We start from the raw sequence: 21,642 nt of genomic DNA, 5'->3' as shown, positions 1-21,642 counted from the left end.
CTACGTAACCTGCACGATAGTGTGCAAGTTTCTTCAGGCAACTCGAAGGAGCGGTTCCGGTGCGGGCATGCGTAATCTATCCCACATGCGCGCTTGTGGGATAGATCGCACAGCGAGTAGTGTGTCATTTATCCCACAAGGAGGTCCGATGAAGGCGGAGGTCCAGCGTACGATCGACTTCGGGATCGTTGCCGCAGCCCGTCGAGAGGCCCTCGGGCTCAGTCAGCGCGAACTCGCGGAGCGCGCCGGGGTGACGCGCGACTGGCTGGCCAGGTTCGAGACCGGCGCCCCCAACGTCACGGTCGCCAGGATGATGCGTGTGTATCGCGAACTCGAACTCGAGCTGATCGTCCAAGGGGACGGGCCGATATGAGTGACGATCTCGCGGTCTTTCTCGACGGCACGCGGATCGGAACGCTCCGCCAAGGCGGAGGCGGGAACGTCACCTTCTCCTATGTGCCCGGATACTGGGGGACTCGCGGAGCGACGCCCCTTTCGCTGTCGCTGCCGCTGGTCGTGCCCAACCACAAGAGCCGACCCACGCGCACGTTCCTTCAGGGCTTGCTTCCCGACAGCGCAGCAAGACTCGAAGAGCTCGGTCGCCAGTTCGGCGTCTCGCCGCGCAATCCGTTCCCGCTTCTCGCCCACATGGGGAAAGACGCGGCCGGCGCCGTGCAGATCCTCCCTGAAGGGGAGGCCAGCGCGGATGCGGCGGTCCGTCGAGGCGACGTGTCGGTGATCGACGATGATCAGTTGGCGGCGGTGGTCGCGGACGTGATCGCGAACAGGGCGGAGTGGGGGCGCCGTCACAACGCCGACGTTCGTTGGAGCCTGGCCGGTGCTCAGCCGAAGATCGCTCTCTTCCGCGCCGAGACGGGTGAGTGGGGCGTGCCCAACGACTCGACACCGACGACGCACATCCTCAAGCCGGCGGTTCCTCCGTACTCGGATCACGACATCAACGAGTTCATGACGATGGCGGCGGCCAGGGACCTCGGCCTCGATGTCGCCGAGGACTTCGTCCTGACGACCTCGCGGGGGGACCGTGCGTTGGTGTCGGTGCGGTACGACAGGCGACAGGTCGATGGTCGATGGGTACGGCTTCACCAGGAGGATCTTTGCCAGGCCCTGGCGATCCCGCCGGACAAGAAGTACCAATCTGATGGCGGGCCCGGAATCGCGACGATCGGTCAGCTCTTCGCGACCATCCCGCAGGCGCGGGACGTGAGGGCGAACTCGGAGCGGTTCTTCGATGCCGTCGTCTTCAACGCGGCGGCGTTGGGGACGGACGCCCACGCCAAGAACTACTCGCTTCTCCTCAATGGTGACCGAGCCACCCTTGCGCCCCTCTACGATCTCGGCAGCCACGCGCCCTACCCGACACCTCAGGGTCGGGAGCCGAAGCTCGCGATGTCGGTGGAGGGAGAGTACCGGGCGTCCGGCGTCACCGCCGGGCTGCTGGTGCGGGCCGGGCGGCGGCTGGGCATCGACGAAGGGCGAGCGTTCGACCGGGTGACCGAGATCACGACCGGGATCGTCGACGCCTATCGGCGCGCGGCCGATCTCGCGCGGGTCAGCCTCGGCAACCATGAGTTCATCGACGTCATGGTCGAGAGCATCTCGGAGTACGCCGAGCAGCGCGGTTGGGCATCTCCGGGTCGATGAGTCTCGGCCGCCCGCCAGGGCTCAGTCGGTGCCGGTGTCGAAGGCCGCGCCCTCGGACGCGGCGTCCACCGCGTCGGCGAGGTCGGCGTCCGCGGCGCTGACCGACCCCTCCACGGCGCCCGCGATCTCCGTCGACTCCCCCGCGGTGACGCGCCCGACGAGCTCGCCGGTGGCGCCGCCGACCAGGCCCAGACCCGCGTACTGCTCCAGGCGGGCGCGCGAGTCGGCGATGTCGAGGTTGCGCATGGTGAGCTGGCCGATGCGGTCGACCGGGCCGAACGCCGCGTCGCCGACCCGCTCCATCGAGAGCTTCTCCGGTCCGTAGGACAGGTTCGGGGAGACGGTGTCGAGGATCGTCCAGTCGTCGCCGCGGCGCAGGCGCAGCGTGACCGTGCCGGAAATGGTGGATCCGACCCAGCGCTGGATCGACTCGCGCAGCATGAGGGACTGCGGCTCCAGCCAGCGGCCCTCGTACATGAGGCGACCCAGGCGCCGTCCCTGCTCGTGATAGGTGGCGAGCGTGTCCTCGTTCAGGATGCCGTTGACCAGGCGCTCGTAGGCGATGAACAGCAGCGCCATGCCCGGGGCCTCGTAGATGCCGCGGGACTTCGCCTCGATGATCCGGTTCTCGATCTGGTCGCTCATACCCAGGCCGTGCCGGCCGCCGATCGCGTTCGCCTCACGCACGAGCGCCACCGGGTCGCTGTGCTCGACGCCGTTGATGGCCACGGGACGGCCGCCCTCGAACGTCACGGTGACGTCCTCGGCCGCGATCGCGACCGACTCGTCCCAGTACTTCACGCCCATGATCGGGTCGACGGTCTCCAGGGATACGTCCAGGTGCTCCAGGGTCTTCGCCTCGTGCGTCGCACCCCAGATGTTGGCGTCCGTCGAGTAGGCCTTCTCTGCCGAGTCCCGGTAGGGGAACCCGTGGGTGACGAGCCAGTCGCTCATCTCCTGGCGCCCGCCGAGCTCGGTGACGAAGTCCGCGTCCAGCCACGGCTTGTAGATCCGCAGGCGCGGGTTCGCGAGCAGGCCGTAGCGGTAGAACCGCTCGATGTCGTTGCCCTTGTAGGTGGAGCCGTCGCCCCAGATGTCGACGCCGTCCTCCTTCATCGCGCGCACGAGGAGGGTGCCGGTGACGGCGCGCCCGAGCGGCGTGGTGTTGAAGTAGGTCTTCCCGCCGGAGCGGATGTGGAACGCGCCGCAGGACAGGGCGACGAAGCCCTCCTCCACGAGGGCGGTCTTGGCGTCGATGAGGCGCGCGGCCTCGGCGCCGTACTCCAGTGCCCGCCCCGGGATCGAGGCGATGTCGTCCTCGTCGTACTGTCCGAGGTCCCCGGTGTAGGTGAAGGGCACCGCACCCCTGTCGCGCATCCAGGCGACCGCGACGGAGGTGTCGAGTCCTCCGGAGAAGGCGATGCCGACGCGCTCGCCGACGGGAAGGGACTGGAGGACCTTGGACATGCCTCTCAGTCTATCGGCGGCGTGTCGGCGCTCTTGCGACCGGAGGAGTGCGCTCGGTAGGCGGAGAACGGCCGCCTTCCTCCGCAGGAAGCGCACATGTCCGCGTGTGGCGCACTGCGTCTTCCCCGGGGCGTCGGGAGGGGACGACGGGATCGGGTGGCGCAGGCTGCCCGATCAGATCAGGCGGACGTCGACGCCCAGCGACGTGTAAGTGGAGAGGGCTCGACGGTCGCAGGAGAGGAGGGGGATCCCCGCATCCTTCGCGGCGAGCCCGACGAGCCCGTCATACACGGATCCGCCGGCGATCCCCGCGCGGTTCAAGGCCACGACCGCGTCCCGGGCCGCGCTCTCCGGCAAGGGGAAGGACGCCGGGAACTCCCGCGCGATCAGCTGGGCTGCGTGCGAAGACGCAAGGCGATTGGATCCGGGCAGTCGCGTCAGCACCGAGTAGGTCTCGAACATCGCATGTCCAGACAGCCCGAGCGTCAGGCCCTGAGTCATCTCGAACGCGCGCTCGTGCGCGGGACTTGCATCGCGGAGGACGGCCAGGGCAGCGCTGGTGTCGAGCAGGAGGTCAGCGCTGATCGGCAAGGCGAAGCTCGCGGATGTCGTCGGCAGTGAGGGCGGGGCCGCCGGTGATCACCAGTCGTCCATCCTTCTCCACCAGATTGTCGTGCGTCTCGATCTCGATCCGGATCCCGTTCCCGTCGATGACCATGTCCACCGGACCCGGCACCATCCCCAGTCGTTCACGGATCTGCGCGGGGATCACGATGCGCCCCGCCTTGTCCATGGTCGTCTTCATGCCATAAGGATACCAGGGCAATGGCAGGCGCGGTGGGCGCGACGGTGCGGACGGGGGCTCAGCCGTCCGCACCGCGGCGGCGGGAGACGGCGATGACGCCCGCGCCGAGGAGCAGGATGGCCGCCGCGATGCCGACGATGTAGCCGGCCACGCCGAGGTACCCGCCCGGCACGAGGTGCGGATCCAGGAACGGGTACGGATACCACCACGGGTTGCCGGTGGCCGGGGCGACGACGAGGTTCGCGCGCAGCAGCGTGTACGCCGCCCAGACGATCGGGAAGGCGGCGATCGCGGCGAGGCTCGACCACGGCAGGCGCCGCCGGCCCGGCGCGAACAGCACGTCGAGCAGGAGGACCGCCGGGCCCACGACGTGGAGCACCTCGTTGACCCACGGCTGGGTGACGCCCACCGAGACGCTGCGCAGCAGCACGTTGTAGACGATGCCGGTCGTGATCATGTACGTGGCGACGCAGGCGAGCAGGACGCCCAGCCAGGCCGGCTCGGTGCGGCCGTCGCGGCCGCGGCCCCACAGCCATGCGGCGCCGAGCGCGAAGGCGACGACGGCGGAGACGTTGGACAGGATCGTGAAGTAGCTGAAGAAGTTCGCGATCACGGTGGGGAGGTGCCCGCCGTGCGGCGTCGGGGAGGCGAGCGTGTTCGCGATCGACGTCGACAGCTGCGTCACGATCGCGGCGGTGAGGAGGGCGGCGGTGGCCCCGCGCACCAGGGCCCAGACGGTGGAGGGCGTCGTCGTCCTCGCGTCGGTCCGTGTGCCGGGGGAGGCGGGGGAGGTCACGGGACCCACTTTAGGGGCGACCGATATTCTCCCGAACGAATTTGTGACGAAATCCGTCTCCGTCCCGTCATAGGTGTGTCGCCGGTTCACGGCGAGGGGCACCGAACGGTGCGGAGGAGAACAGGAGATCGTCATGGCAGAAGTGAATGTGGCCGCGTCGCCCAAGTCTCAGGGACCGGCCAGCGCCGCGCAGCCGGCGGGCAAGACCGTCATCGAGCAGGGCGTCGTCGCGAAGATCGTCGGCATCGCCGCCCGCGAGGTGGACGGCGTGCACGCGCTCGGCGGCGGGGCCGCCCGCGTCGTCGGCGCCATCCGGGACGCGCTCAACTCCACGGACCTGGCGCAGGGCGTCAGCGTCGAGGTGGGGGAGAAGCAGGTCGCCGCCGACGTCACGATCGTCGCGGACTACCCCGTGTCGCTCCAGAAGATCGCCGACGGGGTCCGCGCCGCGGTCTCCCGCGCGATCGTCGAGCTCGTGGGCCTGGAGGTCGCCGAGGTCAACGTCACCATCAACGACGTGCACATCCCCTCGGACGACGACGACCAGGCCGAGGAGGCGCGAGTCCAGTGACTCCCACGATGACCGGAGCGGTGGTCGCCGGCGTCCTCGCGCTCTCGTGGATCGCGTTCGGATTCTGGGCCGCCGTCCTGGTCGCGGCCGCGCTGCTGCTGGGCGCGGGGATCGGGCGCATGGTCGAGGGCCGGCTGGACCCGCGGGCGCTGATGGACGTGTTCCGCGGTCGGCGGTCGTCGTCATGACCGTCCCCGCCGCGCCCGGCGTCGCGACGGAGGTGCCGGGGCGGGTGACCGTCAGCGCGCAGGCGCTGCGGCACCTCGCCACCGCCCTCGTCGGCGACGCGGCGCACGCGGAGGCGCGGGACATCGGCCTGCGGCTCTCGGACGCCGCCGGCGCGCTCGCCGTGGCGGTGGAGGTCCCGCTCGTGCTGTCGCCGCAGGGCGGCACCACGTTCGACGCCAGGGCGCAGGACGTGCGCCGCGGCGTCATGGAGGGGCTGCGCGAGCTCGCCGATCGGCGGGTCGCGCGCGTGGACGTGCGCTTCACGGACGTCCGGAGGATCACGGCACGGAGGGCACGATGAGCACGGCCACGACCTATCGGCGGGCGCTGCGCCGGGAGACGCACTCCCCGCGCACCCTCTCCGCCGTCGTGGTGGCGGTCGTGCTGCTCGTCGGCCTCGCCGCCCTCGTGGCCGCGCTGGTCGCCGAGGCGGTGCGGCCGGGGACCGTGGGCGCGCTCGTGGAGCCGCTGCCCGCGGACGCGCTCCGCATCGGGATCCCGGTCGCGGGAGGTGCGATGGCGGTCCTGGGGCTGGCCGCCGTCCTGCTGGCGATCCTCCCCGGACGGCGTGCGCGCCGTTCGCTGCGCGGCGCCCGCCTGGCCGTCGTCGCGGACGACGGCGTGCTCGCCGACGCCGCCGCGGACGCCGTCGCACGACGCTGCGTGCTGCCCCGCGCGCAGGTGCGCGTGGTCGTGGGCCGGCGGGTGGACGTGCACGTCGTCCCCACGAGCGGGGTGCCGATCGACGAGCGCGCCGCCGGACAGGCGGCGCACGACGCTCTGCTGCGCCTCGGCCTCGACCGGGTCGTCCGGGTGCGGGTCGAGCAGAGAGGAGTGATCGCATGAACGCCACGAACCGGTTCGCGAACCGGCTGGTGCTGCTGCTCGGCGGCGCCGTGCTCCTGGTCGCCGGCGTCGTGATCGTCCTGTGGACCGCCCGCCCGCCGTGGGCCGCGGCGGCGACGGCGCAGGCGACGGGCACCGTGGAGGATCTGCTCCGCACGCTGCCCGTCTGGGACGCACCGTTCGGGGGGACGGTGCGGATCCCGGCCGCGGGGGTGATCGTCGGGGGAGCCGCGGTGGTGCTGATCGTGCTGCTGATCGTCTTCCTGACGACCCGCGGCGCGGGCCGGTCGGCCACCGCGGTGGCCGACCGGACCCCGCTCGGGCGGACCGAGGTGGATCGCCGCGTGGCGGACCGCGTGCTCGCCGCGCCGCTCGCCGAGCGCGCGGACGTGCTGGACGCGCACGGCCGCGTGCACCGGGTGCGCGGCGGGGCCGTGTACCGCCTCGCCGTCCGGGTGCGCCGCGGCGCGGACCTGGCGGAGGTCGTCGGCGCGGCGGAGCGCGCCGCGCAGGAGTGGGACGCCCTGGCGTCCCGGCCGATGCCGGTGCTGCTGCACCTGGCGGACCGATCCTGGACCGACCGATGGAGATCGACCGTCCGCGTGCGGTGACGCGCGGGACGACGACGCGCCCCTGCGGCGCGGACACGACGCCCGGCCGGACGGCCGGGGCACGAAAGAGAGGAGAAAGACCCATGAGTGCGAAGGACAGGCTCGAAGCGGCCGCGGACAAGGTGAAGGGCAAGGCCGAGGAGCTGATCGGCAAGGCCACGGGCGACGAGGACCTCGAGGCCCGCGGCAAGGCCGACCAGGCCGAAGGCCACCTCAAGGACGCCGGCCAGGACGTGAAGGACGGCGTCGAGGACGCCGGCCAGGACGTGAAGGACGGCGTCGAGGACGCCGCCCGCAACGTCAAGGACGCCTTCAAGAAGTGACGGGACGGGCGGGGCGGCGTCAGCCGTCCCGCCCGCGTGAGAGGAGAATCATGGGCTTCTTCAGCTTCCTGCTGCTCGGCCTCATCGCCGGCGCGATCGCCAAGCTGATCCTTCCGGGCAAGCAGGCGGGCGGATGGATCGCCACGCTGCTGCTCGGCGTCGTCGGGGCGATGCTCGGCGGCTGGCTGGGCGGGCTGATCTTCAACGTGGACCTGCAGTCCTTCTTCAGCCTGGCGACCTGGGCGCTGGCGATCGGCGGCTCGCTGATCGTGCTGCTCGTCTACGGTCTGCTGACGGGCCGCCGCAGCAAGGCATGACGGGGATCGCACATATGCGTGCACGCGCGTGGGGACGCGGGTGCACGCTGGGACCGGGGCGGCGCGCACGGCGCATCGCCCCGGTTCCGGCCGGGGGGAGAGGGAAGTGACGGAGGTCGATGACCGCCTGTCGCTGTCCGAGGCCGACGACCGCACGGTCGCCGGCCGGGCGGCGGACGGCGACACCGAGGCCTTCGCGGTGCTCGTGCGGCGCTTCGCGCCGCGCATGCGCGCGTACACCAGGCGCCTGATGGGCAGCACCGCGGACGTGGACGACATCGTGCAGGAGGCGTTCGTCACGGCGTGGCAGCGCATGGACGAGCTCAGCGATCCCGGGGCGGTCAAGTCCTGGCTGATGCGGATCGTGAGCCGCCGGGCGATCGACCGGCTGCGGGCGACGCCCGCGCACGTCGACATCGACGGGATCGAGACCCCCGCGCCGGCGCACGACTCCCCGGCCCGTGTCGTCGAGACCCGCGCGGAACTGGACGCGCTGACGGCGGCGCTCGCACAGCTGCCGGAGCCGCAGCGGCGCTGCTGGACGCTGCGCGAGCTCGGCGGGTTCTCCTATGACGAGATCGCCGAGGAGCTCGACGTTCCCGTCTCGACCGTGCGGGGCCTCCTGGCCCGCGCGCGCAAGGACATCATCGTTCGGATGGAGGGATGGAGATGACCATCGACGACGACCGATCCGGACGCCGAGGCATCGCCCTGGACCCGGCCGACCTCGACGGGCACACGTTCGAGGAGCTGGTCGACTACATCGAGTCGGGGCGCACCCCCCGTGACGACGCCATCGAGAGCTCGGCCGGGTGCCGGCTGGCCCTCGACGCCCTCGAGCGGCTGCACACGCTCGGCGCGGATCTGCTCGAGGCGGACACGGCGCAGGAGCCGCCCGTCGACGAGAACTGGATCCAGCAGGTCATGAGCGGCATCGGGCGCGAGATCCGCGCCGGCCGCCGGATCCCGCTCGACGCGGAGGAGGACGCCGACCTCGCGATCACGGAGGGGGCGGTGCGCGGGCTGATCCGCGACGCGGAGCGTGCGGTGCCGGCGGCTTTGATCGGCCGGTGCCGGCTGGAGGGCGACGTCACCCGGCCGGGGGAGCCGATCCGGGTCGCCGTGGACGTGAGCGTGCGCTACGGCCACCCGATCACGACGACGGCGGGGCTCCTGCGCGCGGAGATCGCGCGCAGACTGGAGGAGCACACCGATCTCGTCATCGCCGACATCGACGTGACGGTGCACGACGTCCGCTGGGAGCCGGGGGAGGGCCACGAGTGAACGACGAGGAGAGGACCGCGCTCGCGGTGAGCGTGGAGAGGGCGCTGGCGGGCGTCCCGGGGGTGGCGGAGGTCCTCCGCCCCGGTGGGGCGCTGTCGACCGCCGTCGACCTGGGCGCCCGGGCGATGGGCATCCGCGAGGCCGACGCACCGCGGGTGCGGGTGACGGACGCCGACGGCGCCACGCTCGTGGAGGCGTCGATCGGCGTCGCCTCGTCGTCGGCGAAGCGCACGACGAGGGACGCCCATCGCGCGGTCCGCGAGGTCGCCGGCCCCGTGCGCGTGGTGCTGACCGTGGCCCACGTGGACGCGCGCTCGGTCGCCGCGTCATCCCGCGGATCGGCGGATCAGGGGTAGTTCTTCAACGCCTGTTCGAAGGCCTCGACGTCGTCGGCGCTGAGCACCTCGCGGGCGACGACGGTGAGGCTCAGCCCTTCGAGGGGCTCGCCGGTGCGGGCGCTCGTGGCCTCGCGTGAGGCGCGGTAGTCGCCGCTGACGTCGTTGGCGAGGTCCGTGATGTCCGCGTAGAACAGCGTCGGCTCGGGGTAGGTGCTCGCGTACCACTCCCAGAGCACCTGATCCTGGGGTGTGTCGCCCCCGTACATCTTGCGGATCACGCCGGGATCCACTCCGGACGCGGGGTCGTTGAAGGCCAGCATGGAGCTGAAGCCGCTGCGGATCAGCTCGTCCTCGACCGTGCGCATGACCTCGAGCTTCGTCGGGTATCCGGTGACCGGCTCGGTCGTCGCCCAGGACGCCGAGGTGTACTGCACGAGCATGGACTCGCCGCCGTAGCCGTTGCGCTCCGGGCGCAGCGTCTCATCGCCCACCGGCACCCACGTGAACCCGAACTCCGCGGACAGGCGCTCGCGCACCCTCGTGAGCGTCTGCTCGGCCTGGGCGCGGACCTCCTCCAGGGACGGCTGGGCCAGAGTCGCCCGGGGATCCACGTCCTTGATCCCCGGATACGCCTCCCAGAGCTTCTGTTCCTCGGTCTTGCGCCCCTCGTAGCCGCCGCCCGCGTCCGCGCTCACGGCGCCCAGCCCGCCCACGGTCCCCAGGTTGAACAGGAGCACGACGGCGAGGCCGATCGCGGAGAGGAGCCGGCCGCGTCGGACGGTGAGGCCGGCGATGACGACCCCGAGAACCAGCAGCTGGAGCACGAGCATCGTCGTGCCGTAGAAGGCGTCGACCGCCCCGGCGGCGAGCAGGGCCAGCAGCACGACGGCGAACAGGACGGCGGCGCCCAGGGCGACCCAGCCCAGCGGGCCGGTGCGCGGGGCCCGGTCCTCGACGGGCGGCGACCCGGGGCCCGCCGCGCCCGGAACGGCATCCGCGGCGCCGGCGGGGACGGGTGCCCCGGGCGGCAGCGAGCCCGGCGTCGTCAGCCGGCGCGCACCGCGGTACCCGCCGGGCGGCGGGACGGGCGGGGCGCCCTCGGAACGGGAGACGTAGCGGGGCTCGCGGTCTACCATGGCTTCTCCGTCCCGCCGCTGCCGCCGTCGTCGCCCTGGTCCTGCTGGTTCTGCTGCCGCTCGCGCTCGCCCTGCTCGAGCCGGTCCTGGAGGTCGTCCAGATCGGACTGATCCGGCTGCTGCTGCTCGGGCTCCTGCTCCTGCGGCTGATCCGGCTGCCCCTGCTGCTCCTGCTGCTGGCGCTGCTGCTTCTCCTGAAGCCGGTCCGAGAGCTCGTCGAGCGTCTCGCTCATGTCGCGCTCCGGGTCCGACGACTGCTGCTGCGCCTCGGGGCTCCGGCACTCCTCGGGCGTCTCGGCGGTGACGGTCAGGCCGCGGCCGTAGAACTCCGCGGCGCCGACCGCGTCCCCCTCCTGGGACGCGGCGTCCCCCCGCCACTCCAGCACGAGCGCGAGATTCACCCGGATGTCGCAGACCTCGAGGCCGTGCGCGAGTCCGAGCGCCTCCTCGAACTTCGCCTGCCCCGCGGGCAGGTCGCCGCCGGCGGCGAGGCCCACCCCCTGATCGAAGGGCGCCTTGTACGGCTCGAACCAGTTGAGCGGGTCCAGGCCCTGGGCGGCGCGGACCGATCCGGCGTTGTCGCCGCCGACGTACGAGGCGATGGACTGGTAGGCGAACGCGTACATGCTGAGGAGCTTGCCCGCCAGCAGCAGCGCCGCGAGGACCACCGGCACCGATCCCACGGCGATCCACCGTCGCGCCGTGCGACGGCGCCGGTTGGCGGCGATCAGCGCCGCGGCCGCGTCCTGCGCGTCGCGCGGGGAGGACACGGCGGGGTCCGCCGCGGGCGGGCTCTGCAGGTCGGTCATCGCGGCTCCCCTCCTCCGCCGGAGCCCCCGCGGACGGCGAGGCCCCGCATGCGGGTGATCAGCATCGCGGCGCGGGCGAGCTCCACGCACAGCAGCAGGGCGATGACGAGCGCGAGGATCCAGGAGAGGTCCGTGACGTTCCCCGTCGTGCCGCCCTCGCGGTAGGCCGTGGTCGTGGACGGCGCCGGGGGCAGGTCGAGCGCGGGCGCCCCCGCGCGGGGCAGGTAGTCGACGCCGAGCTCGTCGGCGATCGTCCGCAGCGTCGTCTCGTCGATGACGGACAACGCCGGCTCGCCCTGATAGAGGATGTAGTCGCCCTCGCCGCTGAACGCCCCCGTCGTCTCGCGCATGGGGCCGCCATCCGCGGTGCCGTAGCCGAGGACGGCGCCCCCGACCACGTCCTTCGCGCTGGCGGAGAAGGACTCCGGGGCGGTGGCGGCGGTCTGCTCGCCGTCGCCCAGGTAGAAGACCATGCGGGCGCGCTCCGGATCGGACTTCGCCGCGCCGCGCAGCGTCTCCGCGAGCAGGGGAGCCGCGATCCCGACCGAGCTGCCGCGGGACTGGCGGGTGACCTCGGGCTGCAGCACGTCCACGGCGGAGACGAGCGCGGAGGTGTCGGTCGTCAGCGGGAGACGCAGCTGCGCGGCGGCGTCGAACGTGATCAGCGCGAACCGCGCGCCGGGGTAGGCCGCCGCGATCGCGCGGACGTCCTCGCGCACCTGGGTCATCCGCGGCTCGTCGTCCTCGCCGTCCTCGGCCACCATGCTCGCCGTCGTGTCGACGAGCACGACGATGTCCGTGTCCGTCGCCAGCGTCCGCACCTCGCCGCCGGGGATGCCGGGACGCAGCAGCAGCAGCCCGCACGCCAGCACGAGGACGAGCCGCAGGGCCCACAGCGCGCGCGAGCCCCCGCGCGCGCTCGCCGCCGATGCCGTCGCCGCACCGGGGGCCGCCGCCGGCCGCCACAGCATCCATCCCGTGCCGATGAGCATCGGGACGACGAGGAGCACCACGAGGAAGGCGGGGATGACGGGCTGGAGGATCACAGGCGCACCCTCCACAGCAGCACGACGAAGCCGAGCGCGACGACGAGGAGCGCGGCGATCCAGGGCTGCGGGGCGTCGGCGCGCACCACGGTCGCCTCGCCCACGAGGGTCTTGGCCTCCTGCTCCTGGACCTCGTCGATGATCTCCGCGACCGTGGTCGTGTCGCGCAGGCTGAACGCGCGCCCGCCGGTCGCCGCGGCCGCGTCCGCCAGCTCCTCGCTGAGGCCGGAATCGATCCCGTCGACCGGGTTGATCGTGTAGAGGCGGATGTCCTTGGAGGCCGTGAAGGCCGCAGCCTCGGCCAGGGAGACGATGGGCGAGCCGTTGAGCTCGTTGTCCGTGGCGAGGATGATCGAGCGGGCGCGCTCCTCGTCGCCGTGGTCGAAGCGCAGGGCGCAGGACGCCAGCCCGTCGCCGATGAGGGAGGCGCCGGGACCGTTCATCGTGCCGACCCAGTGCTCGGGCACCGTGTCGGTGTAGTCGAAGCTCCGCGCCATGTCGTCGAGGTGCGTGCGGACGAACTCGTAGTCGTCGGTGAGCGGGAAGACCTGGACCGGGGAGCTGTTGAAGATGGTCAGCCCGATCCGCTCCCCCTCGAAGCCCTCGGCGAGCTCGGAGAAGATCGTCACGACCTCCCGGTCCACCTCGGTCATGGAGCCCGACACGTCCAGGCACAGCATGATGTCCCGGTTCGCGGTCTCCGGCTGGATCGTCCGCGCCTCGGTGGGGCGGGCGGCGACCACTCCCGCCAGCACGGCCGCGAGCACCCCCAGCCCGACCACCCCGGACAACGCCAGCCGGCGCCGCCGGACGGCCTGGGCGAACGAGCCGAGGCCGCGCACCCTCTCGGCGCGGGCCACCGGGGCGCCCGCCGCGGAGGCGTCGTCGCGGCCCCGGCGCCATCCGAGGAGCACCCCGACGACGACGGCGACGACGACCGCGGCCGCCACGGCGAGCAGCATCCACGGCCAGGTCAGCGAGCTCAGTGCCATGTCGTCACCACCCGACGGGCCGCCTCGGCGCCGGCGATCGGGTCCAGCGCGGGGCCCCGCCGGAACACGCTGGGGTAGTAGTGCCGGCGGAGGGCCTCCAGCAGGGCCGGGTGGACGCCCGCGCGCTCCAGGTCCTCCAGCGCCAGCACCGGCGCCTCCAGGCCGCTGTACTCGTTGACGAACGCGCGCACCGCCCGGCTCAGCTCGAGGTTCGCCCGACGCGCGTCCAGCTCGCCGTCGCGGTACCCCTGCTCGATCCGCGCGATGCCGCCGAGGTACTCCTGGCGGAGCACCGCAGACACGTCCACGAACAGCGGGGCGGGCGGTGACGGGGCGGCGACCGGGGCGGGGCGCCGCCGCGGCGCGGTGAGCGCGATCACCAGCCACGCCGCGAGGACGAGCGCCGCGAGGACGCCGAAGGCGAGCAGCATCCACCCGGCGGCGTACTGGGCGGGCGGGTACAGCTCCTCAGGACCGGACATGCGACCTCCGATCCAGCATCCGGAGCAGGTCCGACACCGCGTCGTCCTGGCTCCCGAGCGCGGCGTGCGTGATCTCCAGCCTGTCCAGCGTCCGGTCCCGGTGCCCTCGGGCAGCGGCGTCCTGCGCCGCCAGCTCTGCCGCGATCGCCGCGTCGCCGTGGGCGAAGTCGGGGACGAGCCAGGAGGATCCGACGTCCCGGCGCGGAGCCGTCCCCGGCGTCCGCGCCGGCAGCACCGGGTCGGCGTCGTGCAGGGTGATCCACAGCACCTCGTGCTGCACGCGGAGCCTGCGCAGCAGGCGCTCCGTCTCCGCGGTGAGCGGGGCGTCGTCGGTCACCACCACGACGATCATCCGCCGGGTGACGGTGCGCGCGATGTACGAGAGCAGCCCGTCGCGGTCGCCGGGCGCCGCGGCCGAGCGGATCGCCTGGTCCATCGTCCGCAGGGTGTGCTCCAGCGCGGCCTCGCTGCGCCCGATCTCCCGCCGTCGGAACCCCCGCGCGTCGCCGTGCACGAGCGTGAAGTCGTCGCCGTGGCGCAGCGACAGCAGCCCGAGGACGCCGACGGTGAGGATCGCCAGTTCGCGCTTGGGCCGTTCGTCGTGGGCCAGTGCGGTCATCGCCAGGCCCGTGTCGACGGCGAAGAGCACGGTGTGCATCCGCGTGGCCCGCATCCGCTTGATCATCGGCGCGCCCAGCCGGGCGGTGGCCTTCCAGTCGATGTCGCGGATCTGGTCGCCGTACTCGTAGGTGCGCAGGTCCTCGAAGTCCAGGCTCCGACCGCGCAGCAGGGACGCGTAGGCGCCGTCGAGCGCGTGCGTCGACTTCCGCGACGAGGTGATGAAGAGCTTCCCCTTCACCGGGGTGAGCAGGCTGGGCATGAGCGGGGCCTCGGGATCGGCGCGGGCGGCGCTACGGGGTCGGCACCGCGCCGAACACGGCGTCGATGACGTCCTCGCTGCGCACGCCCTCGGCCTCCGCCTCGAACGTGAGCAGCACGCGGTGGCGGAGCACGAGGTGGCGCAGGTTCCGGATGTCCTCAGGGATCACGTGGCTGCGGCCGGAGAGGAGCGCGAGGGCGCGGGCGGCCTGGAGGAAGGCGATCGTGCCGCGGGGGCTCGCGCCGTACTTGATGTAGCCGCCCAGGCGCTCGCCGATGTACGGCACGGGGTTCCGCGTCACGTAGACGAGGGACACGATGTAGTTGCGCACGGCGGCGTCGACGTAGATCCGCCGGGAGACGTCCTGCAGCAGCTCGACGTCGGCGAGGGAGATCGCGGTGTGGACGTGCCGTTCGGGGTCGAGCGCGCCGGAGTCGATGCGCGCCAGCACCTCCAGCTCCTCGGCCGGGCTCGGGTACTCGACGATCTCCTTGAGGAGGAACCGGTCCATCTGGGCCTCGGGCAGCTCGTAGGTGCCCTCCTGCTCGATCGGGTTCTGCGTCGCGATCACGAGGAAGGGGCGCGGCACCCGGTGGATCTCCCCGCCGATCGTGGTCTGCCGCTCCTGCATCGCCTCCAGCATGGCGCTCTGCGTCTTGGCGCTGGAGCGGTTGATCTCGTCGAGCAGGACGAAGTTCGCGTGCACCGGGCCGAGGACGGTGCGGAAGGTACCGCTGGCCGAGTCGTAGATCTGCGTGCCGGTGATGTCGCTGGGGAGCAGGTCGGGCGTGCACTGGATGCGCTTGAAGTCGGCCTGCACGGTGTCGGCCAGCGTGCTGGCGGCCGTGGTCTTGGCGAGTCCGGGGACGGACTCGAGGAGGATGTGCCCGCCCGCCATGAGCGCGAGCAGGAGGCTCGTGCGCAGACGCTCCTGGCCGACCATCTTGGCGGAGTACGCGTCCGAGACGGTGCGCAGGATCTCGCGGGCGCGGGCCATCTCGGCCTCGGTCGGGGCGGGCCGGGCCTCGCCGGCCGGGTCGGCGGTGCCCGGGGCGGCGGCTTCGGGTCCGGTGGCCGGCGCGGTCTGCGGGGCCGCGGCGGGTGCGACAGGAGCCACGGGCGACGCCGCGGGGGCGGGAGGGATCGGCGGCGCCGACGGGGCGGGCGGCGGCGGGGGCGTGTGTCCGGGGCCGCCGGTCGCGTACGGCGGCACGTCGTTCATCTGGTCCACGATGGTGGTCCCCCCTCGTCGTCGGCGCGTGCGCGGGGCGTCCGGCCCGCGGGTGCGGCCGCCGGTCGCCGAGGCACCGTGCCAGCGTAACCGGATGCGCTGGATGCGCGATGGGGAGCACTCCCCACGCGTGTACGCCCGCCGGTTCCCGGCGCGGGCCCCTTCCCCCGAATGCCGGTATACCGCTACGTTCGCAGAGACGGACGTTCATCGCATCGGGGGGATCCGGATGGAGCAGGTCACGGAAGTCGAGCACGAACGCGCCCCGAAGGGGCGCCGCCGCCGGGCGCGACCCGGGCTCAGCATCCAGTCCAAACTCCTCGTCATGCTGCTGGGGGTGAGCCTCGCCTCCTCCCTGATCGTCGGCGCGATCGGCTTCGTCAACGGCCGGCAGTCGCTGCACGACTCGGCGGTCGACCAGCTCATCACCATCCGATCGATGCGGGCGGCGGAGATGACCAACGCGATCGAGGGGATCCGCAGCGGCGCCTCCATGGACTCCCGCAACCTCAGTGCGCAGAGCATGTCGACCGCGCTGAACGACGCGTTCGCGCAGCTGCAGCAGCAGACCATCGCACCGGAGCAGGAGCAGCGGCTCCGCGACTACTACGCGGACCGGTTCATCCCGCAGCTCGAGGAGGCCACCGGAGACGAGTACGGCGAGTCGGCGTTCATCCCCGAGTCGCCCGCGGGCCGGTACCTGCAGCTGCAGTACACCGTCCGCAACGAGGACTTCGACGCCGACTACGACGAGCTCCTCGACAGCAACGACAGCGGGGACGGCACGGCCTACTCGCAGGCCGCGGACCGGTACGGCGACTACTTCGGCCGTCTCATCCGCGACGCCGGCTACGAGGACGCCCTGCTGCTGAACCTCGACGGTGACGTGGTCTTCTCCGCGTACAAGGGCGTCGACCTCGGCACCAACGTCAACACCGGCCCCTACCGCGACAGCGCCTTCGCCGAGGCGTACCGCTCCGTCATCGCGACCAACTCCGTCGATGCGGTCGAGCTCACGGACTTCGAGCGGTGGATCCCCTCGCTCAACGTGCCGTCGATGTGGGTCCTGTCCCCGGTCGGCAACGCGAGCCGCATCACCGGGGCCATCGCGTTCCAGATCTCCCTCGACGCGATCAACGACGTCATGACCGGCGGCGAGGACTGGAAGGCGCAGGGACTCGGGGACACCGGCGAGGTGTACCTCGTCGGGCGCGACGATCTGATGCGGAGCACCTCCCGCAAGCTCATCGAGCAGCCGGACACCTATGAACAGCGGATCATCGACGGCGGGACGCCCCCGACGATCGCCCGGCGGGTTGCCGAGGTGGGCGGGACGGTGCTGCTCCAGCCCGTGCGCACCTTCGCCGTCGACGAGGCGCAGGCTGGCCGCAGCGGCACCACCACCGGTCGCGACTACGTCGGCGGGGACAGCGTCACCGCGTACGCGCCGCTGCCCGTCGAGGGGCTGGACTGGGTGGTCATCGCGCGCATCGACGAGGCCGAGGCGTTCGCGCCGGTGGCCGAGTTCACCCGGAACGTGCTGTTGTCCCTGCTCGGGATCCTGCTCGGCGTCTCCCTGCTGTCCCTGCTGCTCGCGCAGGTGTTCACGCGCCCGATCCACCGGCTCGTCGGCGCCGTGCACCGGGTCGCGGAGGGCGATCTCGACGTGCAGGTCCCGCAGGGCTCCCGCGACGAGTTCGGGGATCTCGGCAGCGCGTTCAACGACATGGCCTCGAGCCTGCGGATCAAACAGGACCTGATCGACGAACAGCGGATCGAGAACGAGAAGCTGCTGCACACCCTGATGCCGGAGAGCGTCGCCGAGCGGTACAAGCAGGGCGACGAGGCGATCACCGAGGCGCACGACAACGTCTCGGTGGTGTTCGGCGAGCTGATCGGCTTCGACGAGCACGCGGAGGGGCTCAGCGCGACCGACGAGATCGCCGAGCTCAACGTGCTGATGCGCGGGTTCGACGAGGCCGCCGAGCGCGCCGGCGTGGAGAAGGTCCGCACGCTCCGCGGCGGCTATCTCGCATCCTCCGGTCTCATCGTCCCTCGGGTGGACAACGTGCGCCGCGCCGTGGAGTTCGCCCGGAGCCTCGTCGAGGTCGTCGAGCGGTTCAACGCGCAGTACGGGGCGGCGATCGCGCTGCGGGTCGGCGTGGACACGGGAACCGTCACCAGCGGACTCGTGGCGCGCACGAGCCTCGCGTACGACTTGTGGGGCGACGCCGTGAACCTCGCGTACCGCGTCCGGTCGGTGACCGGCGAGCCGGGCATCTACGTCAGTCAGGCGGTGCGCGACCGGACCCAGGAGATGTTCACGTACGAGGAGGCCGGGACCGTCGAGGTCCGCGGCGGGTCCGAGACGGTCTGGAAGGTCGCCTGAGATGGCGGCGGCGTTCCAGGACGGCTGGGCCTGGTGGGTGATCGGGCTCGCGGTCGGCGTTCCGGTGCTGCTGGTCGGGCTCACCGAGCTGCTCGGAGCGATGCGGCGCCGGCGGCACGCGCTCGCCGGACCCGTGGCGCTGCTGCGCAACGCCGTGCTGCCGGCGGGGGCGCTGCTCGCGCTGCTGGCCTTCGCGATCCGGTCCCCGGCGGATCAGGTCTGGGTGCGGGTCGTGGCGACGGTGTTCGGGTTCCTCCTCATCCTCCTCGTCCTGTCCTCGTTCAACGTCGTGCTGTTCTCCAACGCGGCGGAGGGGTCGTGGCGCAAGCGGATCCCGTCGATCTTCGTCGAGATCGCCCGGCTCGTCCTCGTCGTCGTGGGGCTCGCGATCCTGTTCTCCTGGGTGTGGGACGCGGATGTCGGCGGTCTGTTCGCCGCGCTCGGCGTCGGGTCGATCGTCATCGGTCTCGCATTGCAGAACGCCGTGGGCGGGGTCATCTCGGGCCTGCTGCTGCTGTTCGAGCAGCCGTTCAAGATCGGCGACTGGCTGGACGCGGCGGGGGTGAAGGGGCGCGTCGTCGAGGTGAACTGGCGGGCCGTGCACATCGACACCGGGTCCGGCATCCAGATCGTGCCGAACTCGTCGCTGTCGGGCGCGTCGTTCACCAATCTGAGCGAGCCCGACGGGCCGTACCAGGCGACGGCGTCGGTCGCCTTCACCACGGACGATCCGCCGCACGAGGTCATGGCCCTCCTGGTGGAGGTGGCCGAGGCGCTGCCTGACCGGATCCGCGACGCGCGCGTGGGCGTGGAGTACGCGGGCAAGGGCGCCTTCAGCGTCTCGATCCCGGTCGCCTCGCCGGCCGACGCCGGGCGCGCGCTCTCGCTCTATCTCTCCTGGCTCTGGTACGCCGCACGGCGCAGGGGCTTCGCGCTGGACGGCGACGGGAGCGATCCACTCGCCGAGCCCGCGCTCCTGGAGGCCGCGGTGGAGGATCTCGGGCCGAGGCTGCATCTGCGCGAGCACGATCGCGAGCTGCTGCGGGAGTCGTCGCGGCTCGAGCGTTACGGGGCGGGCGAGGTCGTGATCCCGACGGGCGTCGTCCCGGACCGCGTGCTGCTGGTGGTCGAGGGGCGCGCGACGCTGGCGCTGGACGTGGACGGCGGGCGGGTCGAGTTCGCCTCCGCCGAGCCGGGCGAGGTCGTCGGGCACACCGCGCTCACCCGCGAGCGGACCCAGGCCGTGGTGACCGCCGCCGAGGTGCTGACCGTGCTCGCGGTGCCCCTCTCGACGGTGGACGCGCTCGTGCGCTCCAACCCGCGGCTCGCCGTCGACATCGGCGAATCGCTGGAGCTCCTGCGCACCCGGGCGACCGAGGCCCTCGCCGCCGTGGGCCTGAGTCGGCGCTCCCTCACCGACCGCTAGCCCCCCGCGGGCGCGGTGGTCGTCGCGGCGGAGAACCCCTGTTGGTGCGGATCCATCCCGTCTAATCCTCCGCCTGGGCGCGCGTTGTCCGCCCCGGCAGGTGTCGTCCGTGTTGGCGAGCGCGTGGTCGTCGCGGCGGAGAACCCCTGTTGGGGCGGATCGATCCGGGCTGGTGCTCCGCCTGGGCGCGCGTTGTCCGCCTGAACATGCGACCTCCGCCCGAGTGTGCGGCCTCCGGGCGAGCGCGAGATTCCCGCGTCGGCGCGTGTCGTGTCGTTGCGGGCGAGGAAACCTGTTGATACGGATCGCTCCGGGCTGAGTCTCCGTGGGATCGTGCGATTCCTGCGGGAGCGTGCGACCTCCGCGGGGGCGTTGCCGCGGAGAACCCTTGTTGGTGCGGACGTATAGGGGCAGAGGGGCCGTCGCGATGCGGGATCTCCACCTGAGTGCGCGATCTCCGCCCGGGCGCGGGATCTCCGCTCGGGCGCGGGATCTCCGCCTGCGTGCGGGTTCTCGGCCCGGGCGCGGGTTCTCCGCCTGGGGGAGTGCGGGGTGAACGGAGGCGGCGGCGGGGCGTCGGAGGGGGCCGGATAGGATGGGGTGGCCCGATCGGGCCAGCTCACGGCCGGTGCAAACCCGGCGAAGCAGCGGCTGCGCGAGCGGCCCGCAAAGGGGGTAACCCATGCCAGGAATCGTGATCGTCGGCGTCCAGTGGGGCGACGAGGGCAAGGGCAAGGCGACGGATCTGCTCGGCGAGCGGACGGACTGGGTCGTCAAGTTCAACGGCGGCAACAACGCCGGGCACACGGTCGTCGTCGGCGACGAGAAGTACGCCCTGCACCTGCTCCCCTCCGGCATCCTCTCCCCGGGCGTGACCCCGGTGATCGGCAACGGCGTGGTGATCGACCTGGAAGTCCTCTTCAGCGAGCTGGAGGCCCTCGGCTCGCGCGGGATCGACGTCTCGCGCCTGAAGATCAGCGCCAACGCGCACATCATCACGCAGTACCACCGGACGCTCGACAAGGTGACCGAGCGCTTCCTCGGCAAGCGCATGATCGGCACCACGGGCCGCGGGATCGGCCCCGCCTACGCCGACAAGATCAACCGCGTCGGCATCCGCGTGCAGGACCTGTTCGACGAGAACATCCTGCGTCAGAAGGTGGACGGCGCCCTCGACCAGAAGAACCACCTGCTCGTGAAGGTCTTCAACCGCCGGGCGATCGCTGCCGAGGAGATCGTGGAGGACCTCCTCTCCTACGCCGAGCGGCTGCGGCCCATGGTCGCCGACACGAGCGCGCTGCTCGACGAGGCGCTCACCCGCGGCGACGTCGTCGTGTTCGAGGGCGGCCAGGCGACCATGCTCGACGTCGACCACGGCACCTACCCGTTCGTCACCTCCTCGTCGGCCACGGCGGGCGGCGCCTCGACCGGATCGGGGGTGGGCCCCGGGCGCCTCGACCGGATCGTCGGGATCGTCAAGGCCTACACGACCCGCGTCGGCTCGGGGCCGTTCCCGACCGAGCTGTTCGACGAGCAGGGCGACTGGCTGCGCGCCCGCGGCTTCGAGTTCGGCACGACCACCGGTCGCCCCCGTCGCGTCGGCTGGTACGACGCCCCGATCACCCGGTACGCGACCCGCATCAACGGGATCACGGACCTCGTGCTGACGAAGCTGGACATCCTCACGGGCCTGGAGCGGATCCCGGTCTGCGTCGCCTACGACGTGGACGGGGAGCGCTTCGACGACGTGCCGGTCAACCAGACCGACTTCCACCACGCCAAGCCGATCCTGGAGTACTTCCCGGGGTGGACCGAGGACATCTCGTCCGCCCGGACGTTCGAGGACCTGCCGAAGAACGCCCAGGACTACGTGCTCGCGCTGGAGAAGATGAGCAACACCCGGATCTCCGTGATCGGCGTGGGGCCGGAGCGGGACGAGGTCGTCGTCCGTCACGACCTCGTGGACTGACCGGGTCCGCACACGCAGCGCACGACGCGGG

Annotated in this window: 26 protein-coding genes; 15 read left to right on the top strand and 11 right to left on the bottom strand. The window is 72.1% G+C overall.

The annotated features are described in order from the left end of the window. The first annotated feature begins 148 nt into the window (after positions 1-148). Positions 149-373, top strand: coding sequence for a helix-turn-helix domain-containing protein (locus V6R91_RS08760; protein ID WP_231819426.1), 225 nt, complete (start codon positions 149-151; stop codon positions 371-373). Then, positions 370-1,665, top strand: a complete 1,296-nt coding sequence (locus V6R91_RS08755; protein ID WP_336395190.1) for a HipA domain-containing protein — start codon at positions 370-372, stop codon at positions 1,663-1,665. Before V6R91_RS08760 ends, V6R91_RS08755 begins: the two co-directional genes overlap by 4 nt. A gap of 21 nt (positions 1,666-1,686) precedes the next feature. Here V6R91_RS08755 and argG read toward each other — a convergent pair whose 3' ends face one another. The 4 genes from argG to V6R91_RS08735 all read right to left on the bottom strand — a co-directional run bounded on the left by argG (position 1,687) and on the right by V6R91_RS08735 (position 4,733). Next, positions 1,687-3,132: an argininosuccinate synthase gene (gene argG / locus V6R91_RS08750; protein ID WP_336395189.1), complete on the bottom strand. Its 1,446-nt coding sequence runs from the start codon at positions 3,130-3,132 to the stop codon at positions 1,687-1,689. A gap of 174 nt (positions 3,133-3,306) precedes the next feature. Continuing rightward, a complete protein-coding gene (locus V6R91_RS08745) occupies positions 3,307-3,723 on the bottom strand; it encodes a PIN domain-containing protein (RefSeq protein ID WP_336395188.1) in 417 nt (138 codons plus the stop codon). Further along, entirely contained in the window at positions 3,707-3,937 is a 231-nt protein-coding gene (locus V6R91_RS08740; RefSeq protein ID WP_271061942.1) for an AbrB/MazE/SpoVT family DNA-binding domain-containing protein, read from the bottom strand. Before V6R91_RS08740 ends, V6R91_RS08745 begins: the two co-directional genes overlap by 17 nt. A 58-nt stretch (positions 3,938-3,995) precedes the next feature. Further along, the gene (locus V6R91_RS08735) at positions 3,996-4,733 is read right to left on the bottom strand and encodes a Pr6Pr family membrane protein (RefSeq protein WP_271061943.1); all 738 of its coding nucleotides are present in this window, start codon (positions 4,731-4,733) and stop codon (positions 3,996-3,998) included. A gap of 133 nt (positions 4,734-4,866) precedes the next feature. Between V6R91_RS08735 and V6R91_RS08730 the strand changes: the two genes are divergently transcribed. The 10 genes from V6R91_RS08730 to V6R91_RS08685 all read left to right on the top strand — a co-directional run bounded on the left by V6R91_RS08730 (position 4,867) and on the right by V6R91_RS08685 (position 9,269). Beyond that, complete coding sequence (locus tag V6R91_RS08730) at positions 4,867-5,304, top strand: Asp23/Gls24 family envelope stress response protein (RefSeq protein ID WP_271061944.1); 438 nt, start codon at positions 4,867-4,869, stop codon at positions 5,302-5,304. 8 nt (positions 5,305-5,312) lie between these two features. After that, positions 5,313-5,492, top strand: coding sequence for a hypothetical protein (locus V6R91_RS08725; protein WP_231819420.1), 180 nt, complete (start codon positions 5,313-5,315; stop codon positions 5,490-5,492). After that, on the top strand, positions 5,489-5,833 hold the full coding sequence (locus tag V6R91_RS08720; RefSeq protein ID WP_271061945.1) for a hypothetical protein: 345 nt from the start codon (positions 5,489-5,491) through the stop codon (positions 5,831-5,833). Before V6R91_RS08725 ends, V6R91_RS08720 begins: the two co-directional genes overlap by 4 nt. Next, positions 5,830-6,378 carry a hypothetical protein gene (locus V6R91_RS08715; protein WP_336395187.1) on the top strand — a complete coding sequence of 183 codons (549 nt, stop codon included), beginning with the start codon at positions 5,830-5,832 and terminating at the stop codon, positions 6,376-6,378. The genes V6R91_RS08720 and V6R91_RS08715 overlap by 4 nt, the downstream gene beginning before the upstream one ends. Continuing rightward, on the top strand, positions 6,375-6,989 hold the full coding sequence (locus V6R91_RS08710; RefSeq protein ID WP_336395186.1) for a hypothetical protein: 615 nt from the start codon (positions 6,375-6,377) through the stop codon (positions 6,987-6,989). The genes V6R91_RS08715 and V6R91_RS08710 overlap by 4 nt, the downstream gene beginning before the upstream one ends. A gap of 83 nt (positions 6,990-7,072) precedes the next feature. After that, the gene (locus V6R91_RS08705) at positions 7,073-7,312 is read left to right on the top strand and encodes a CsbD family protein (protein WP_336395185.1); all 240 of its coding nucleotides are present in this window, start codon (positions 7,073-7,075) and stop codon (positions 7,310-7,312) included. 50 nt (positions 7,313-7,362) lie between these two features. Continuing rightward, on the top strand, positions 7,363-7,629 hold the full coding sequence (locus V6R91_RS08700; RefSeq protein WP_271063025.1) for a GlsB/YeaQ/YmgE family stress response membrane protein: 267 nt from the start codon (positions 7,363-7,365) through the stop codon (positions 7,627-7,629). 106 nt (positions 7,630-7,735) lie between these two features. Beyond that, the gene (locus tag V6R91_RS08695) at positions 7,736-8,302 is read left to right on the top strand and encodes an RNA polymerase sigma factor (RefSeq protein WP_336395184.1); all 567 of its coding nucleotides are present in this window, start codon (positions 7,736-7,738) and stop codon (positions 8,300-8,302) included. Continuing rightward, a complete protein-coding gene (locus tag V6R91_RS08690; RefSeq protein ID WP_231819416.1) occupies positions 8,293-8,913 on the top strand; it encodes an Asp23/Gls24 family envelope stress response protein in 621 nt (206 codons plus the stop codon). Before V6R91_RS08695 ends, V6R91_RS08690 begins: the two co-directional genes overlap by 10 nt. Then, positions 8,910-9,269: a hypothetical protein gene (locus tag V6R91_RS08685; RefSeq protein ID WP_271063028.1), complete on the top strand. Its 360-nt coding sequence runs from the start codon at positions 8,910-8,912 to the stop codon at positions 9,267-9,269. Before V6R91_RS08690 ends, V6R91_RS08685 begins: the two co-directional genes overlap by 4 nt. Here V6R91_RS08685 and V6R91_RS08680 read toward each other — a convergent pair. Genes V6R91_RS08680 through V6R91_RS08650 form a run of 7 tightly spaced genes read right to left on the bottom strand, consistent with a single transcriptional unit; the run spans position 9,260 to position 15,593 of the window. Beyond that, on the bottom strand, positions 9,260-10,387 hold the full coding sequence (locus V6R91_RS08680) for a hypothetical protein (protein ID WP_336395183.1): 1,128 nt from the start codon (positions 10,385-10,387) through the stop codon (positions 9,260-9,262). The genes V6R91_RS08685 and V6R91_RS08680 overlap by 10 nt on opposite strands. Continuing rightward, entirely contained in the window at positions 10,381-11,196 is an 816-nt protein-coding gene (locus V6R91_RS08675; RefSeq protein ID WP_336395182.1) for a hypothetical protein, read from the bottom strand. Before V6R91_RS08675 ends, V6R91_RS08680 begins: the two co-directional genes overlap by 7 nt. Next, positions 11,193-12,242, bottom strand: coding sequence for a vWA domain-containing protein (locus V6R91_RS08670; RefSeq protein ID WP_271059339.1), 1,050 nt, complete (start codon positions 12,240-12,242; stop codon positions 11,193-11,195). Before V6R91_RS08670 ends, V6R91_RS08675 begins: the two co-directional genes overlap by 4 nt. After that, on the bottom strand, positions 12,239-13,234 hold the full coding sequence (locus tag V6R91_RS08665) for a VWA domain-containing protein (protein ID WP_336395181.1): 996 nt from the start codon (positions 13,232-13,234) through the stop codon (positions 12,239-12,241). The genes V6R91_RS08670 and V6R91_RS08665 overlap by 4 nt, the downstream gene beginning before the upstream one ends. Further along, positions 13,225-13,716, bottom strand: a complete 492-nt coding sequence (locus V6R91_RS08660) for a hypothetical protein (protein WP_336395180.1) — start codon at positions 13,714-13,716, stop codon at positions 13,225-13,227. Before V6R91_RS08660 ends, V6R91_RS08665 begins: the two co-directional genes overlap by 10 nt. Next, a complete protein-coding gene (locus V6R91_RS08655) occupies positions 13,703-14,596 on the bottom strand; it encodes a DUF58 domain-containing protein (protein ID WP_271059342.1) in 894 nt (297 codons plus the stop codon). The genes V6R91_RS08660 and V6R91_RS08655 overlap by 14 nt, the downstream gene beginning before the upstream one ends. A gap of 31 nt (positions 14,597-14,627) precedes the next feature. Next, a complete protein-coding gene (locus V6R91_RS08650; protein WP_084344947.1) occupies positions 14,628-15,593 on the bottom strand; it encodes an AAA family ATPase in 966 nt (321 codons plus the stop codon). Positions 15,594-16,056: 463 nt separating this feature from the next. Here V6R91_RS08650 and V6R91_RS08645 point away from each other — a divergent pair, with 463 nt between their 5' ends. The 3 genes from V6R91_RS08645 to V6R91_RS08635 all read left to right on the top strand — a co-directional run bounded on the left by V6R91_RS08645 (position 16,057) and on the right by V6R91_RS08635 (position 21,611). After that, positions 16,057-18,216, top strand: coding sequence for an adenylate/guanylate cyclase domain-containing protein (locus V6R91_RS08645; protein WP_336395179.1), 2,160 nt, complete (start codon positions 16,057-16,059; stop codon positions 18,214-18,216). Between the two features lies 1 nt (position 18,217). After that, positions 18,218-19,642, top strand: coding sequence for a mechanosensitive ion channel family protein (locus tag V6R91_RS08640; protein WP_336395178.1), 1,425 nt, complete (start codon positions 18,218-18,220; stop codon positions 19,640-19,642). Positions 19,643-20,324: 682 nt separating this feature from the next. Then, positions 20,325-21,611, top strand: a complete 1,287-nt coding sequence (locus V6R91_RS08635; RefSeq protein ID WP_067250826.1) for an adenylosuccinate synthase — start codon at positions 20,325-20,327, stop codon at positions 21,609-21,611. Positions 21,612-21,642: the final 31 nt, after the last annotated feature.

Source organism: Microbacterium sp. CCNWLW41 (assembly GCF_037083505.1).
Note: the sequence above shows the minus strand (reverse complement) of the source record. Positions and strands in the feature narration are given on the sequence as shown.

What these genes read in the sequence shown, in the direction of transcription:
- V6R91_RS08760 (WP_231819426.1), top strand. Translation starts at nt 149, where the DNA reads ATGAAGGCGGAGGTCCAGCGTACGATCGACTTCGGGATCGTTGCCGCA.
- V6R91_RS08755 (WP_336395190.1), top strand. Translation starts at nt 370, where the DNA reads ATGAGTGACGATCTCGCGGTCTTTCTCGACGGCACGCGGATCGGAACG.
- argG (WP_336395189.1), bottom strand. Translation starts at nt 3,132, where the DNA reads ATGTCCAAGGTCCTCCAGTCCCTTCCCGTCGGCGAGCGCGTCGGCATC.
- V6R91_RS08740 (WP_271061942.1), bottom strand. Translation starts at nt 3,937, where the DNA reads ATGAAGACGACCATGGACAAGGCGGGGCGCATCGTGATCCCCGCGCAG.
- V6R91_RS08730 (WP_271061944.1), top strand. Translation starts at nt 4,867, where the DNA reads ATGGCAGAAGTGAATGTGGCCGCGTCGCCCAAGTCTCAGGGACCGGCC.
- V6R91_RS08725 (WP_231819420.1), top strand. Translation starts at nt 5,313, where the DNA reads ATGACCGGAGCGGTGGTCGCCGGCGTCCTCGCGCTCTCGTGGATCGCG.
- V6R91_RS08720 (WP_271061945.1), top strand. Translation starts at nt 5,489, where the DNA reads ATGACCGTCCCCGCCGCGCCCGGCGTCGCGACGGAGGTGCCGGGGCGG.
- V6R91_RS08715 (WP_336395187.1), top strand. Translation starts at nt 5,830, where the DNA reads ATGAGCACGGCCACGACCTATCGGCGGGCGCTGCGCCGGGAGACGCAC.
- V6R91_RS08710 (WP_336395186.1), top strand. Translation starts at nt 6,375, where the DNA reads ATGAACGCCACGAACCGGTTCGCGAACCGGCTGGTGCTGCTGCTCGGC.
- V6R91_RS08705 (WP_336395185.1), top strand. Translation starts at nt 7,073, where the DNA reads ATGAGTGCGAAGGACAGGCTCGAAGCGGCCGCGGACAAGGTGAAGGGC.
- V6R91_RS08700 (WP_271063025.1), top strand. Translation starts at nt 7,363, where the DNA reads ATGGGCTTCTTCAGCTTCCTGCTGCTCGGCCTCATCGCCGGCGCGATC.
- V6R91_RS08690 (WP_231819416.1), top strand. Translation starts at nt 8,293, where the DNA reads ATGGAGATGACCATCGACGACGACCGATCCGGACGCCGAGGCATCGCC.
- V6R91_RS08680 (WP_336395183.1), bottom strand. Translation starts at nt 10,387, where the DNA reads ATGGTAGACCGCGAGCCCCGCTACGTCTCCCGTTCCGAGGGCGCCCCG.
- V6R91_RS08675 (WP_336395182.1), bottom strand. Translation starts at nt 11,196, where the DNA reads ATGACCGACCTGCAGAGCCCGCCCGCGGCGGACCCCGCCGTGTCCTCC.
- V6R91_RS08665 (WP_336395181.1), bottom strand. Translation starts at nt 13,234, where the DNA reads ATGGCACTGAGCTCGCTGACCTGGCCGTGGATGCTGCTCGCCGTGGCG.
- V6R91_RS08660 (WP_336395180.1), bottom strand. Translation starts at nt 13,716, where the DNA reads ATGTCCGGTCCTGAGGAGCTGTACCCGCCCGCCCAGTACGCCGCCGGG.
- V6R91_RS08655 (WP_271059342.1), bottom strand. Translation starts at nt 14,596, where the DNA reads ATGCCCAGCCTGCTCACCCCGGTGAAGGGGAAGCTCTTCATCACCTCG.
- V6R91_RS08650 (WP_084344947.1), bottom strand. Translation starts at nt 15,593, where the DNA reads ATGGCCCGCGCCCGCGAGATCCTGCGCACCGTCTCGGACGCGTACTCC.
- V6R91_RS08645 (WP_336395179.1), top strand. Translation starts at nt 16,057, where the DNA reads ATGGAGCAGGTCACGGAAGTCGAGCACGAACGCGCCCCGAAGGGGCGC.
- V6R91_RS08640 (WP_336395178.1), top strand. Translation starts at nt 18,218, where the DNA reads ATGGCGGCGGCGTTCCAGGACGGCTGGGCCTGGTGGGTGATCGGGCTC.
- V6R91_RS08635 (WP_067250826.1), top strand. Translation starts at nt 20,325, where the DNA reads ATGCCAGGAATCGTGATCGTCGGCGTCCAGTGGGGCGACGAGGGCAAG.